Raw genomic sequence first — 13,652 nt, 5'->3', positions numbered from 1 at the left:
TGGCCCCAAATTTAACGTTGAGGTCTTAACGCTAGAGCCAACCGTTCTTGCGGAAAAAGAAAAGAAAAATAAACCAAGGCATATCATCAGCAGCATCGCGGCGGCGAATGTGAATGGCTTCGTAATCCCGAGATCGTGTCTGCGAAGTTCATTCCCAAAAGCTTGTAATCACAGTCAAGGGCAGAGTGACCACGCTAATGATTGCCAGCGTCTTCATGATCCTGTTCAGGCGATTGTTGATATTCGACATATAGATGTCGCGACATCCCATCAACAGATCCCGATAGATGTCGATTGACTCAACGTCGCGGTTCAAATGATCAAGAACGTCCCGGAAATAAATCCGTGACAACTGGCCCATGAACTGCACCTCTCCCCGCGTCAGTTTCCCTAGAAATTTCCCGCTGCTGCGTCATAATACGGCGAAGGTTGAGCAGCTCCGTTTTGCGATCAGAGATCGTCACAAGGAATTCCGGTGGCGGGTTATCGATAGCAAGTTCCTCGAGTTTGTCGAGTGATTCCTGAAAATCATCGAGGATGGGCGCGTATTGGTCCATCAAACGATCAAGCAACTCATAGAGCAATATATCTATCTCCCATTGCTTGACTTCTGGATTAACTTCAACTCGCTTGAACATCTCCTGGACAGACGACATTGGCTGCTCGTAAAAAGTGACCAGATACCTCTGCGAAAAGAAGATATCGAGTTCGGTCGTCTGGAACAGGCGTTCGGGTCCGGATCGATATGGGGACCATGAATGACGAGGATGAAATAGTCCGTCTTTAGACGGCCCCCGACCATGGCGTAACTCTCGAGTTTCGGCCTTTGAACTTCATGGATGACGTCTTCTACGGCAAGCGGATGAAAACCAAAGAGGTCTCTGAGGAGTGCGTGCTCAGGGTCAGTGGGAGCGCAGAAGTCTACCCAGAACTGTGCGGAGGGGTCTAGAAATGCGCTAGAAAGCTTCCCCGCATCGGAGGAGATTATTGTGTTGCCGTCGCCAAATCTTATAAAGGCATTGACCATAAATAGTCTTCTCGTTTGTCAGCTTGACTTTACAACGCTCCCCAACAGCTATTAAAGAAAATTGGTGATCAGTGGTTTGAGTCGGTTTTCCTCTTGGCGGTGTGGTCGCGCGATCTGACCGCGCAACCACGATGCTTCTTTATGAAAAGCTGGCAAAATCTCCTAACTTGACGTCAACAACATGTTGATCGCATTTCAACTAGCGCAAGAAGCATTCGATAACAATCGATCTGAAGATTGAATCAACTAGTTCGTTTTCAACGTTCACGATCAAAACTTTCGCTGCCATCTGTTCAACGGGGTGACGAAGTTACCCGAACATTCATTTTTTTGAGGAGGAATTCGAGATTAGTTGTATTTAACCGGAGGTTTCCTCCATGAGACAGTCTTTTGTAGCCGCGATTGTGCTTTTCGCCTTTTCGGTTCAGACCATATCCGGGCAAACTCAGACGACGCCAACTTCAGAGACATCGGAGAGCGATGAGGTACGCCGTCTTAGGAAGACGGTTTCTGATCAGGCGGATCAGCTGGCTGCGCAACAGGTTCAGACTAATGCGCTTCAGTCCTGCTTCGCTGAGCAAACAGCTCTTCTGATGAAACTCCTGAACCCCAATGCACCCCCCCATCTCCCGCGGCTCCCGCAGCGGGTGTTACCCCTGCGCCGCCCGAAGTGGCCGTGACGCCTATTCCACCACCCACCGTGGCGGTAGCGGCTCCCGTGGAGGCCATAGCGTCTCCTTCTTTGCGGCAGGAGCAGAAGCAAGAGCCGTACGTTAAGGACACAAAGCTTTGGTCCAACAAGTATTCGCTGCGTGGATACATGCAGGTGCGTGAGAATAATCTCGCCAACCCCAACTACAAGTGCGAGCAGTGCGACAAATCCATCGGACCCGGCAACACTTTTTTTATTCGCCGCTTGCGCCTCGTCCTCTCCGGCAATGTCAGCGATCACGTTGCGGTCTACATTCAGCCCGACTTTGCCGCCTCCAGCGGCACCAGTCTAAACTTCGCCCAGTTGCGTGACGCCTACTTCGATCTCTCGATCGACCGCGAGAAGCAGAACAGATTCCGCGTCGGCCAATCGAAGATTCCCTATGGCTTCGAGGAACTGCCGTCCAGTTCAAACCGTTTGAATCTCGACCGTACCGACGCCCTCAACAGCGCGTTCGCAAATGAGCGCGACCTCGGTATCTTTTATTACTGGGCTCGACCTGCGATACGTGCCCGATTCAACGAGTTGGTAAGCCGGGTTGAAAGGATCGGGAGACTTCGGAGAGTTTGGCACTGGCTTCTTCAATGGTCAGATCGTCAACACCCTTGAGGGCAACAACGATTTTCACTATGTGGCACGCTATACCTATCCGTTTCAGCTGCGAAATGGACAGTTTATTGAGACCAGCATTCAGGGCTACACAGGGAAGTACAAGGTCTCCAACCTGAGCTCCAGTACACTCGCAATCCCGAGCCACGCCGACTTCAACTATGACGACCGGCGCATCGCCACAAGTCTGATCATCTATCCGCAGCCTATGGGGCTTCAGGTGAAGTACAACTGGGGCACGGGGCCAGAATACAACCCGCGACGAAGTATATCGATCAGAAAGGACTCAACGGAGGATACGCTTTGTTGAACTACAGGCAGACGTTTCCCCACAACGTAGCCATCTATCCGTATCCTCGTTTCCAGTACTATAGCGGCGGAAAGAAGCAGGAACTCGATGCGCGAAAGTACCTTGTGCGCGAGGGAGACCTCGGAATCGAATTCGAACTTGGCAAATACTTTGAACCGACCATTCAATACCAGTACGGCGATCGCACCTTCGAAGGCGGCGGAAAACCAAGCAACCGTCAAAAGGGTAGCCTGCTGCGGTTGCAGTTGCAGTTCAACTACTAAGAGGGATGCTTGGAGTTGTGGAACGAGAGCGAGGGATGCGATGAAAATCTGTGCAGTCTTTACGCGGGTCTTTTTACTCCTGATTCTCTTTGTCTCGTCAGGCTTTACCCAGACCCTGCAAGGGGCAGGGAGCACTCTACCGTATCCACTCTATTCAAAGTGGTTTGAGAGTTATAGGAAACTTCATCCCGAAGTTAGGATTCACTATCGGCCAACCGGCTCCGGTATGGGTGTCGAAGAGCTAATAGCCGGTAAAGTGGACTTTGCTGGCTCCGACACACCAATGCCGCAGGAGCAGCAAACGAAGCTTGGCCCCGATGTGCTTCAGATTCCGGCTGTTCTGGAAGCTGTCGTTCCGGTTTATCACGTAAATGGCGTCAATACCGAGTTGAAGTTTACCGCAGCAGCGTTAGCGGGAATCTTCCGCGGCTCGATTGAGAGCGAACCGGGACAGGGGGTCTATCCCATATCTTCTTTCACCTGGTTCATAGTTATCCGGAATCGCACTCGCAGCCGCAGCCATAACGCTCGACTCGGCAGCTCGCACGAACCCACCAGTGTCGCTCTGAACATCGCCGTACGGCAGACGATTCTCGACCGCATAGTGAAGCTGCACATAACCAATTGACTTAGAAATACAGCTGACTAAATCATTGGTGCCGTAATCACCTGTGGGGCCAATCACGAGATCTTCCACACCGTCGTCGCCCTTGGCCCCAAAACCCACCGGCCACCTCACTCTCAGGCCCGTCCCAGGACCGGCCTTCCACTCCGGGCTGACTCGGCTGAGGAATTCCGTCCAAAGATAAGTCGTGTCGCAGTCGTCGGAGCGATGCACAACGATGATTTTTTCATCAGGGAGCGATACGTTCGGATTCGCATCAGCAATCTCAGGATCACTCCACATCCTGATTTTGCCCAGATAGTTCCTCTGAAAATGAAGGACCCAGCCAAGACGAAGGCAATGGCCGATTTCCTGAAATGGATGCTCAAAGATGGACAAACCTCGGTCAATGCGCTTCACTACGTGAAACTCCCTCCGTCGGTAGTCGATGAGGCGATGCAGGAAATCTCTCGGATACCCTGAATACACGCAGTACGGTAGTCGAGGGATTTTAGTCTCTCCTGCCATAATTCAAATGCCGGTTCTCCAGTCTGTCCCGGGCTGCATCGGCGAGAGGACTGTGCCCACGATCGAACGTGGGCGCATGTGCGGCTCAGTCTTCGCGTATCAATTTACCCGATGATCGATTTCGGCCGTTGACTGCGCGTTAACAAATAGAGCGGGCAACAGAGGGAGAAGTGTAACTTCCTAGACCCGTTCTAGGTCCAATCAGAGACAAATTGGATGATATGGAACCAATTTGCTCTCTTTGGACATCGAATAGGAAGGGAACAATGCTTGAACTGACCCAGGAGAACAAAACAAGTCCTGACCAGGGTGATATCACCCAGCTTCTAGTCAGATGGCGAGAAGGTGATGAATCGGCTCTCAATCGCCTCACCGCGATGGTGTATGACGATCTTGTACGTGTCGCCAAGATCCGATTGAGGGGCGAGTCGAAGGCGCCAACCTTACAGCCTACGGCTCTCGTTCACGAAGTGTATCTACGGTTGGCAAATCAGACACATATGCAGGTGGAGAACCGAATTCACTTCTTCGCGATCGCCGCGAACACGATGAGGCGCCTTCTGATCGAGCATGCGCGAAGACGTCTGGCGCATAAGCGAAATGGGGGGATAAGGGCTACGTTTCATCCGGACCTCAATGTACCTGGTCATGAGAGAGGACTCGATGTACTTTCGCTCGACGACGCTCTGACTAAGCTGGCCACGTTCGACAAGAGGAAGTGTCGGGTGATTGAATTGAAATTTTTTGGCGGCATGACCTCGGAAGAGATCGGCTTGTGCGTTGGCATCTCAGTGGCCACGGTAGGTCGCGAGCTTCGTCTGGGACAAGCTTGGCTCAGACGAGAGATGTCATACAACTCTGCGTTGAGGGCGCCATGAAAATCGATCGCTGGGAGCTCATCGAGATGATCTTCCAACGGGTGTTGGAAAGTCCGCCAGAGCGTCGGAGTGAAGATGTCCAGGCTCTTTGTGGAGGTGACGAAGAGCTGGCTTCTGAGGTCAACTCGCTCCTCAACTACGAGCATGAAGCTGAAGTAGAGCTTCAGAACATGCTGGCTGGTGAGTTGAGCGCTCTAGAGTCGATCGAGAGCGCTTCGGAGATCGGAGGCCAGGTAGGGCCGTACCAGCTGGTGCGGGAGCTTGACAGCGGCGGAATGGGTGTCATCTACCTGGCTGTGCGATCGGACAATCAATACTTTCAGATCGTCGCGATCAAAATGATTCGTAGGGGCGTCGCGTCGTCAGAGGTCATTCAGCGATTTCGTGATGAACGTCAGATGCTCGCGACCCTGACGCACCCAAATATCGGAGTGATCCTTGATGGAGGAGAGACGGAAGATGGGCGTCCCTTCATCGTAATGGAGTACGTCGAAGGGCAGCCCATCACAGCAGCCAGTGCGGCCAGAGAGCTCGGCGTAAGACAAAAGATCGATCTATTTCGCTCGGTGTGTTCTGCTGTTCACCACGCTCATCAAAAGCTGATTATCCATAGAGATATTAAGCCGGACAACGTGTTGGTGACTCCCGAGGGAGTGGTCAAGCTGATCGACTTCGGAATCGCGAAACCATTGGTGAAGGAGTCGTTCCTCAATGAACGGTCTCCGACAGAGAGCTGGCAACGGTTGATGACCCCGGACTATGCAAGTCCTGAACAACTGCTTGGAAGACAGCTCTCGACGGCGACTGACGTCTATTCCCTCGGAGTTCTACTCTTTGAGCTTCTCACTGGCTCGCGACCATACAGGCTGGCCGGGTTGAGTCCCAGAGAAGCAGAGCGAGTTGTGCTGGAGGAGGAACGCGCCAATCCGAGCTCAGTTAAGGATCTTCCGGCTCAGATTCGCAAGGAATTGTCGGGTGACCTGGACACAATAATCCTCAAGGCTCTGCAGCAAGAGCCATCCAGACGATATCTTTCAGTTCAGCATCTAGAGGAAGATCTGCATCGGTTCCTGCGAGGACGGCCGATAGCGGCCCGAAGACCTTCTGTTCTTTACATGCTCGACAAATTTCTGAGGCGCCATAGGATAGCGATGTTGGTGATCTGCGCGAGCGTCGTAATGCTCGCAGTCTTCCTTTTCGGTTATGCGTGGCAGATTAGAGTAGCAGACCGAAGGGTCAGCGAGGTGCGTGGCCTTGCCGACTCCGCCATCTCGGAGATGACTGACAAGCTGCAGCAGTCGTCGACCTCTACCGAAGCACAGGCCGCCTTGTTTCACCGAGCTCTGCTTTATCTAAACCAACTAAACGCTAAGACTGGAGATAATCCCCGGCTGCTGCTGGAGATCTCGAAGGCATATATCCGGGTGGGCGATCTGGAGGGATCTCCCTTTGTCGCAAACCTTGGCAACTCCGGGACGGCGGTGACCAGCTATCAAAACGCTCTGCGGACCGCGATAGAGGCGAAGGCCCATCTAAATATCCCCGAGAGTACGGCGGCTGTGATCAAGGCACACCAGCGTCTCGGAGACATTTATACCTTCCTCGGAGATGCGCGGTCAGCGACCGAGGAGTACCAGAGTGGGCTCGCCTTGGCTCGCCCATTCTGGCAGAAGAGCCCGCACGATCCGATGCGCACAGAGGTGTTGACGATGATCTACGCGGGAATGGGAGATGTAGCGCTCAATAAGCTTCGTCCCGATGAGGCATTGGCTAACTACCTCGAGGCTACCGGGATTTTTGGAGATCAACCGAGTGGTGACGAAGCGCATGACAGGTTTGTTGCAGACCTCCACCTGCGAAGGGCCGCGGCACTGAATGAACTCGGAGATCAACAGGAGACCTTACGTCAAGTGGAAGAGGCGATCCATCTCACCGAGGCGCTAATACAGAGATTTCCTTCTTCCATTCAGACACGCCGTGAGCTATTACTCGCTTACCAGCGCATGGTGCTCACGCTTTCGGGAAGAAGCTTCCTGAATCTCAGCCAGTCGAAACAGGCGCAAGTCTACGCACGCAAGATGCTTCAGATTGCGGAGTTACTTTCAGTAAACGACAGCAGGAATGCGCAGGCCAGCTACGATACGGCAGTCTCGATGTCAATTATGGGTGACGCCTATCGGCAAGTCATGCCGGAGGAAGCGGCGTCTTGGTATCGAAGATCGATCGCTTTGACGAAGAATCTGGAGCCCCTTTATGCGGCCGAGACGAAACATAGAATCGCAGTGCGGGACGAGGCGCTCGCAGATGTGTTGCTTCGGCCAAAGGAGTCAACTGAACGCCTCTCTGCGCTGCGGGAGGCTAACCAGATTCGTCAGGCTCTGGCAGAGACCAGCCCACATGGCAGGCTGCACCTATTGGGATCCTACTGCAAGCTCAGCGACGCTGAACTCAGCGTCAACGATGTATCCGGCGCGACGCGAGACGCGGATGCCGCATTACCGTTGTTGCAGGAATTTGGTGATTCATCCCCGAGCCTGCAGGTTCTGCGAAATATTGGACTATGTCTTGAAACCGAGGGGAACCTACAACGCCGTCTGGCGTTCGCTCCGGGAGCATCATCCTCGGACAGGCACTCCGCTGAAGAAGCGGCGTTCGCGTATTACCGGTCGAGTGAGCAGGTTTGGGATGAGTGGGTCCGGCGCGGGGCAGAGACTCCCGAAAGCAAGAGGGAAAGCACGCGGGTCAGGCGTCTGGCCCAGGACCTCCGGTCACATAAGATGAGCCGGCTCTGATCGAAACTCCGAGACAATTTCGCCTTTAATAACAGAGGAAATCATGTTTGATTTGGCGGAGTTAGGCGAATTAGCAGCGGAAAATGTAATAGAAGAGCAACGTCGAGGCACACTTGTCCTGGACACACGACACTGGAGACAGTTTGCCTCGTTCCATCTACCAGGTTCTTTGCAGATCGGCCTGTCTGGGCCTTTCGCCAGCTGGTCAGCGATCATGATCGAACCTAAGCGAAGGTTGCTGCTGGTTGTCGAGGACGCAAACGATGCAAGAGAAGCTCAAATCCGTTTGGCAAGAGTGGGCATCGAAGGTGTGATCGGCTATTTGTTGGCGGATGAGGTGAGGTGGAGGGAGGCGAAACTACCTATTGAGGAGATCACAATATTAGGCAATGAATTACTTCATGAGTGGCGACAACAGAATGCACCGTTCAAGATTGTGGATGTTCGTAGTCGGGCTGAGTGGCTAAAGGATCACTTGGCGGGTTCGTCGTGTGAACCGCTGCAGGAGCTTGACAGGGTATCGGCATCACGTCTGGCCCAGGATTCGAAGCCGGCAATCATTTACTGCCGAGAGGGATATCGAGCTATGATCGCGGCAAGTTTACTTCTGCGGCATGAACTTCGAGATGTCAGGGTATTGCCTGGAGGGATTGAAATGCAGCTCACCGCTGAGTTGACGCTTTCTCCAGATATCCGAGTTGAACAGTTCGATGGTGTAACGCAGGGGTAAGCACAACCAATCTTCAAGGATGCCGGTATTGCGTGGATGAGCGATTGTCCCTCCACTCTACGCAATGCGAGTAAGGAGGTAATGCAGTGACCATAGACTTCATCGGCGCAACTCTACAGCTTTTAGTCGACCCGTATCTTCTGCTCATAGCGGCCGGGCTCGTGTGGGCGAAGACAGACGACAATTAGGCGGACGTCGGTCCATATCGTTCTTGACCTACTTGATAGCATCGAGCAGATTGAACCGTTGATTTGCAATCTCGTTGGGCAGGGGAGCGTACCCCAGCGCTGAACATTCCTTTTGCCCGGATGTAAGTAACCATCGGATTACCTCAAGCAGGGCCTGCTTTTTGCGGTATCGGAGATTTGTTCAGGAATCACCAACCAGGTAAAGCTGGCGATTGGGTAAGCCGCCTTACCGGAAGGATCTGTTATCGAAGCAGATGAATTGATAGTGGCATCAGCGGCCGCTGTCTTTGCCGCCTCCGCGAGGCTATCGAGGCTGGCCCTGACAAACTTATCCGAACTGTTCTGTACCGCACCAAAACATAGTTGGTGTTCGATTGCATAGACAAATTCGACATAGCCGATCGCATTGGGCGTCTTCTCGACTTCCGAAGCCACTCCTTCACTGCCTTCGGCCCCTTGTCCGATCGGCCACTTGAGCTTGGTGCCCCTGCCTATCTTGTCTTTCCACTCAGGATTGATTCTCGACAGAAAGTCGCTCCATGCGTACGTTGATCCGCTACCGTCGGACCTGTGAATAACGACGATGGGGGCATCTGGGAGATTTACCCCTCTATTCGAATTTCTGATCTCTCCATCATTCAACCTCGTCACTTTGCCGAGGTAGACGGCAGCAAGCGTGTCCGCTGTAAAGTTTAGATCCCTGGTTAAACCTTCCAGGTGGTAAATAGGAACGACACCTCCGAGCACGGTTGCAAACCGATGAAATTTGACGTTGTGAGATGCAGCAGTACTCATCTCCTGCGGCGAGACGTGGAAGCCGCAAAATCCACCCCTCTTTCAGCAAGCATCCGGACTCCTGATTCGGAGCCGACCGCCGAATAACTGAGACGAACCTCAGGGTGCTCTCGCTGAAACGACTGGAACCATAGGAGGTAAATCGGGGCCGGAAATGTTGCCCCGGCGCCGTGCAGGTCCGCTTTTGCCAGGCTCTGTTTGACACTAAATGCTGAGCCCGTGATGGCAGTATCTTTCCTTGCGCGAGCATCTCCTGGGTCAGATTGTCCGCAAGGTCGTCGGCAATGTTCGTCTAGGAAAATTTGCTCGGCGTCACTAAGCATGACCACAGCGGCTCTCCTCCCTTGCTGGTAATTTCTATCGAAAAAAACCCTGCATACAGAGGCTGGCGATTGGCTGCAGGCGCTCTAAAGTTAACTGTGACGTGGCCCTTCACCCATATCCGGCCATTCCCTTTGAGAATTGCGTCTGCGTCACTCACGTTGTCAACGACCTGGTACTCGTTGCTCTTCTTGAGGCGTCCCAACAGGCTTAGGCGTAGCAGGTCGTCCTGTTTCTCAGCCCCGAATGGTTGCACAAAGAGCTTCTTAACCGACGGAAACGAGGTCGCCGTCCGGCCAAGAGCATGGCAAGCCAATAAGGCTGCCACCATCGCGGCTGCAATCCCGATTCTCGCCAAAGACCTCACTTGTCTGACAGTCCGTCTAAAATTCAACGTACACCCGGAACGACGGCACGAACACCGGGCCTCGTGCCTCGTTATATCCCGGATGCACAACGTACTGGAAGTCGGGTCTAAGGTAGATTCCTCGCCAGATGTGGACAGTGTAATAGCTATCCAACAGGTTCTCGCGTCCATACTTTAATCCTCCATCGCCAAGGACGAAACCTAGTCCCCCATGGCTCAAATAGAGGATGTGGTCTTTCGCAATTCCGTTTGTGGCAAACGCGAGACCCGCGCGGTCGTTATTTCGTTTCCATGCGTTCCCGACCACGCCGATGCCGCCGGCGAACGTTGGTCTATTTCCGTGAACGACCACGACTCGGTTTTGCCATTGTCCCATCCGAAACGCCCGTATGCAGTAACGTCTTTAGACAAAGCCTGTTCCATATTGATTCCGAAACCATACTTCGTCGTCACCTGAAAGGGATCATTGTCTATGTCCGGTTGGGCCACCGTTCCCTGCAGGTACTGTTCGTTCGCATAGCGGTAAATGCCCATATTGGCGTTATTCACATAGGCCAGCAAACGAATGATGCCGTCCTTCTTCGGTAACAGACCGCGATGCAGCTCGAACTCCAGATTGGAAGTGTTGGCTTTGCGCAGGTTCCAAACCAATGGGCCTCCATTATTCGCCCGGGCATGAGAGCCTCGGCAAATCGCGCTCCCCACTTTGGGCTTTGATACTCGATCATTACCCCCAATGTATAGCCGCGCGAGTATCCGGTGAAATCATAAGCTCCGTTCTGGTCAATGACCCAGTTCAAAAACTGCAGGTGACTGTCCCCGCGTACCGAGTTGGTATCGAAGAAATCGGTTACCGCAAATTTCCCGATTCGAAGTTCCAGACGACGGGAAGGTAATTGGGACAATGTCGAAAGCGGCCCGCGACTAACTGTTGTCTCATGAGAGTTGCATCTCGTACCGCGTCTAGATTGGGGAATGCAGCGATGCCCAGCGCTGAGCTTAAACCGAGGCCGCCGGCTTCTTCGGCCGAGACCAACACCTCCCCCAACCTAGAGAACTGATAGCCCCCATAGAGCATCATGATCCGCCCAGTAGCCTTGTCGTAGTTTGCCCTAAAACTATGCTCTCCCGAGTACGCCGCATAAAACTCCGGTTCGTCTGATAGACAAAAGTCGCCTGACCAGACAGCCAGAACCGACCTTCGGCGGCATGCGGAAACATTATGATCGGGCTTTCATTTCCCACTACGACCCCGGGTTTCTAGGGTTCTGTAATATCCGGACGTTGCGCGGCAGCCTGAGAGACGAATGCAAGCATCCAGAACAGAAAAACGAGGTCATACGAGTCCAGACGCGAACCGGCAGCGGCGAAGAACCTCCTCGTCGTCTTCGCCAGTCGCGTTTGGGAGCGGCCTCGATCATCCGTCTCAACCTACCAAGCGTATTCCATAATTGATCAGTTTCTGAATCTCTAGAGACTGCCGTGGCGTGCCTAACTCTCAGGTAGACCAGGATTGTCTTTCGACGTCCCTAAATTTGCCTCATCATGGCGGTGCAGCCCTCGAAGGCTAACTGTTCCGATGGCTTTTCGATAACGATGGGGCAAGATGCTGGCTCGATAATCCAGCCAATTCGACGCCACGATGTAGAAGATGAACCACAGCGAAGCGACAGCCATCAAAGAAGTCAGCACCAGCGACCAGACCGAAGTCTTGCCGTTCTGCAACAGGGTCGCAAGGTGCGGAATGTTCATCCCGTAATAGCCGGTGACCAGAGCGCCGACGCCCAGTATGACGCTCATCATGGCCAGTCTGTTCACGGCGTCGCTATTGCGTAGGGCGTAGAGTCGATCAATGTATCCGGAAAGTCTATCGATTAGGTCTTCGAGCTTCTCCTTTGCGGGGCCAAGCTGATACGCATTGCTCAACAGCGCAAAGTTCTCGAGTTCCTCGTCCTTGGTGGTGGGTTCCAGGTGAAACCAGTAGTTATTGAAGTAGTGGAAGTCAGCCATCAACTGAGTTGCTAGCTGAATGTGACGATGACGCACGGTTCCTCCCGAAAACTTTCGGCAGAGGGAAATCTCTTGTCCTCAGAGCCAGAATTAAACCTACGAAAAAGGCGAGATGATGCAATCACCAAGTGTTGCGTGGCAAGTGGCAGTTCGATCAGCAGCGTCAGACTACGAGCGATAAAGCGATCGTGAGAATTAGCCCCATAACGGAGATGATCGTTTCACAGACGGACCAGGTCTTGATCGTTTGGACGACGCTCATCCCAAAGTACTCCTTCACCAGCCAGAAACCGCCGTCATTGACATGAGAGAAGATGAGCGAACCCGCGCCCGTGGCGATGGCGAGCAACTCGGGATGAACTCCCGGGCTATTCAAAGCGATTGGGGCCACAATGCCGGCAGCTGTTGTCATGGCCACGGTTGCCGATCCAGTCGCGAGGCGGAGCAGCGCAGCGAGAATCCAGGCCAGCAGGATCAAAGGAACGTGACTATGCATCGCGAGGACAATAATCGCATTGGATACACCGCTGTCCTGCAGTATCCGTCCGAAGCCGCCGCCCGCGCCAACCAGGAGCGTAATAGTTGCGGTGGGCGCCAGGCATTCATTGCTGAAACGGAGGATCGTTTCTCCTGAAAAACCCCTCATCTTGCCTAACGTCACAAAGCTGAACAGCACACCGACGAGTAGAGCCAGATCGTCATTGCCGATCAGGTGCAACCCACCATTCAGAGCGCTGCCACGCGCGGAAATAGCGTCTGCCCAACTCCCGATCAACATCAGAAACACTGGCAGCAGGATGGTGAATAAGGTGAGCCCGAAGCTTGGCAGGTTCCGTTCTTTATCGTGGTCAGAGAAATCCTTCGCCATCTGATTCTCCTTGCCGAGGTGCACGTGCGGCGCAATTAGCTTCGCGAAAATCGGTCCTGCAACCACCGCCGTCGGAATTCCGACAATCAATGCATAAAGAATCGTACGACCCACATCAGCCTTGTAAATTGTTACCGCCAGCAGTGCCGCAGGGTGTGGCGGCACCAATCCGTGGACCACGGAAAGCCCAGCCAGCATGGGCAAGCCGACCAGGATAAGCGAAGTTCCTGTACGCCGGACCACGGTAAACACAATCGGAATCAGCAGAACGAAGCCTACCTCGAAGAAAGCAGGCAGGCCTACCAGGAACCCGATAACCACCATGGCCCACGGGATATTCTTCTCGCCAAACAGCCGGATAAGGGTATATGCGATCTGGTCCGCACCACCAGATTCTGCCATCATCTTGCCCAGCATTGTGCCCAACGCCACCACGATCGCGATGTGCCCAAGCGTCGAGCCGACACCCGCCTCAAAAGAATGAATTACGGTAGCGAGTGGCATGCCCACAACCACGGCAAGAGACAGGGCTATGACAATAAGCGTGATTACTGGATTGAGTTTTACGACTGCAATCAGCAGAATCAGGCAAATCACCGATACGAATGCGGAGACCAGCAAAAAGATACTGTGGTGATCGATCATCGGCG

The 13,652-nt window shown here is 53.4% G+C and carries 18 protein-coding genes; 9 read left to right on the top strand and 9 right to left on the bottom strand.

Annotated elements, in window-relative coordinates; all coding sequences use genetic code 11:
* Positions 1-148: 148 nt before the first annotated feature.
* Both HDF14_RS27585 and HDF14_RS14245 read right to left on the bottom strand, forming a co-directional pair.
* Positions 149-361 (bottom strand): CorA family divalent cation transporter, encoded by a 213-nt coding sequence (locus HDF14_RS27585; protein ID WP_183977807.1) that lies wholly within the window; start codon positions 359-361, stop codon positions 149-151.
* A complete protein-coding gene (locus HDF14_RS14245) occupies positions 321-725 on the bottom strand; it encodes a CorA family divalent cation transporter (protein WP_183978060.1) in 405 nt (134 codons plus the stop codon). The genes HDF14_RS27585 and HDF14_RS14245 overlap by 41 nt, the downstream gene beginning before the upstream one ends.
* A 679-nt stretch (positions 726-1,404) precedes the next feature.
* On the opposite strand from HDF14_RS14245, the gene HDF14_RS14240 reads away from it, so the two are divergent.
* From HDF14_RS14240 to HDF14_RS14200, 9 genes are all read left to right on the top strand, one after another.
* Complete coding sequence (locus HDF14_RS14240; RefSeq protein ID WP_183977805.1) at positions 1,405-1,707, top strand: hypothetical protein; 303 nt, start codon at positions 1,405-1,407, stop codon at positions 1,705-1,707.
* Entirely contained in the window at positions 1,704-2,348 is a 645-nt protein-coding gene (locus HDF14_RS14235; RefSeq protein ID WP_183977803.1) for a porin, read from the top strand. The genes HDF14_RS14240 and HDF14_RS14235 overlap by 4 nt, the downstream gene beginning before the upstream one ends.
* Positions 2,349-2,370: 22 nt before the next feature.
* Positions 2,371-2,658 (top strand): hypothetical protein, encoded by a 288-nt coding sequence (locus HDF14_RS14230; protein ID WP_183977801.1) that lies wholly within the window; start codon positions 2,371-2,373, stop codon positions 2,656-2,658.
* Complete coding sequence (locus HDF14_RS14225) at positions 2,655-2,921, top strand: hypothetical protein (RefSeq protein WP_183977799.1); 267 nt, start codon at positions 2,655-2,657, stop codon at positions 2,919-2,921. The genes HDF14_RS14230 and HDF14_RS14225 overlap by 4 nt, the downstream gene beginning before the upstream one ends.
* Positions 2,922-2,961: 40 nt before the next feature.
* Positions 2,962-3,549, top strand: a complete 588-nt coding sequence (locus tag HDF14_RS14220; RefSeq protein WP_183977797.1) for a substrate-binding domain-containing protein — start codon at positions 2,962-2,964, stop codon at positions 3,547-3,549.
* Between the two features lie 309 nt (positions 3,550-3,858).
* Positions 3,859-4,008, top strand: a complete 150-nt coding sequence (locus tag HDF14_RS14215) for a hypothetical protein (protein WP_183978085.1) — start codon at positions 3,859-3,861, stop codon at positions 4,006-4,008.
* Between the two features lie 311 nt (positions 4,009-4,319).
* The gene (locus HDF14_RS14210; RefSeq protein ID WP_183977795.1) at positions 4,320-4,931 is read left to right on the top strand and encodes an ECF-type sigma factor; all 612 of its coding nucleotides are present in this window, start codon (positions 4,320-4,322) and stop codon (positions 4,929-4,931) included.
* Positions 4,928-7,723, top strand: a complete 2,796-nt coding sequence (locus tag HDF14_RS14205) for a serine/threonine-protein kinase (RefSeq protein WP_183977793.1) — start codon at positions 4,928-4,930, stop codon at positions 7,721-7,723. Before HDF14_RS14210 ends, HDF14_RS14205 begins: the two co-directional genes overlap by 4 nt.
* Positions 7,724-7,766: 43 nt before the next feature.
* Positions 7,767-8,453: a rhodanese-like domain-containing protein gene (locus HDF14_RS14200; RefSeq protein ID WP_183977791.1), complete on the top strand. Its 687-nt coding sequence runs from the start codon at positions 7,767-7,769 to the stop codon at positions 8,451-8,453.
* 326 nt (positions 8,454-8,779) lie between these two features.
* Here HDF14_RS14200 and pstS read toward each other — a convergent pair whose 3' ends face one another.
* The 7 genes from pstS to HDF14_RS14170 all read right to left on the bottom strand — a co-directional run bounded on the left by pstS (position 8,780) and on the right by HDF14_RS14170 (position 13,647).
* Positions 8,780-9,436, bottom strand: a complete 657-nt coding sequence (pstS, locus tag HDF14_RS14195; protein WP_183977789.1) for a phosphate ABC transporter substrate-binding protein PstS — start codon at positions 9,434-9,436, stop codon at positions 8,780-8,782.
* Positions 9,433-9,759, bottom strand: coding sequence for a substrate-binding domain-containing protein (locus tag HDF14_RS27580; RefSeq protein ID WP_183977787.1), 327 nt, complete (start codon positions 9,757-9,759; stop codon positions 9,433-9,435). Before HDF14_RS27580 ends, pstS begins: the two co-directional genes overlap by 4 nt.
* Positions 9,729-10,115: a hypothetical protein gene (locus HDF14_RS14185; RefSeq protein WP_183978083.1), complete on the bottom strand. Its 387-nt coding sequence runs from the start codon at positions 10,113-10,115 to the stop codon at positions 9,729-9,731. The genes HDF14_RS27580 and HDF14_RS14185 overlap by 31 nt, the downstream gene beginning before the upstream one ends.
* 25 nt (positions 10,116-10,140) lie before the next feature.
* Positions 10,141-10,431 carry a carbohydrate porin gene (locus HDF14_RS27575; RefSeq protein WP_406707224.1) on the bottom strand — a complete coding sequence of 97 codons (291 nt, stop codon included), beginning with the start codon at positions 10,429-10,431 and terminating at the stop codon, positions 10,141-10,143.
* Positions 10,341-10,775, bottom strand: a complete 435-nt coding sequence (locus HDF14_RS26650; RefSeq protein ID WP_260698280.1) for a hypothetical protein — start codon at positions 10,773-10,775, stop codon at positions 10,341-10,343. The genes HDF14_RS27575 and HDF14_RS26650 overlap by 91 nt, the downstream gene beginning before the upstream one ends.
* 840 nt (positions 10,776-11,615) lie before the next feature.
* Entirely contained in the window at positions 11,616-12,170 is a 555-nt protein-coding gene (locus HDF14_RS14175) for a CorA family divalent cation transporter (RefSeq protein ID WP_183977783.1), read from the bottom strand.
* Positions 12,171-12,297: 127 nt separating this feature from the next.
* Positions 12,298-13,647, bottom strand: a complete 1,350-nt coding sequence (locus HDF14_RS14170; protein ID WP_183977781.1) for a gluconate:H+ symporter — start codon at positions 13,645-13,647, stop codon at positions 12,298-12,300.
* Positions 13,648-13,652 lie beyond the last annotated feature (5 nt).

The sequence above is a fragment of the Tunturiibacter gelidiferens genome (assembly GCF_014201335.1).
Taxonomy (GTDB): Bacteria; Acidobacteriota; Terriglobia; order Terriglobales; family Acidobacteriaceae; genus Edaphobacter; species Edaphobacter lichenicola_E.
This window is presented reverse-complemented; position numbering and strand designations above follow the sequence as displayed.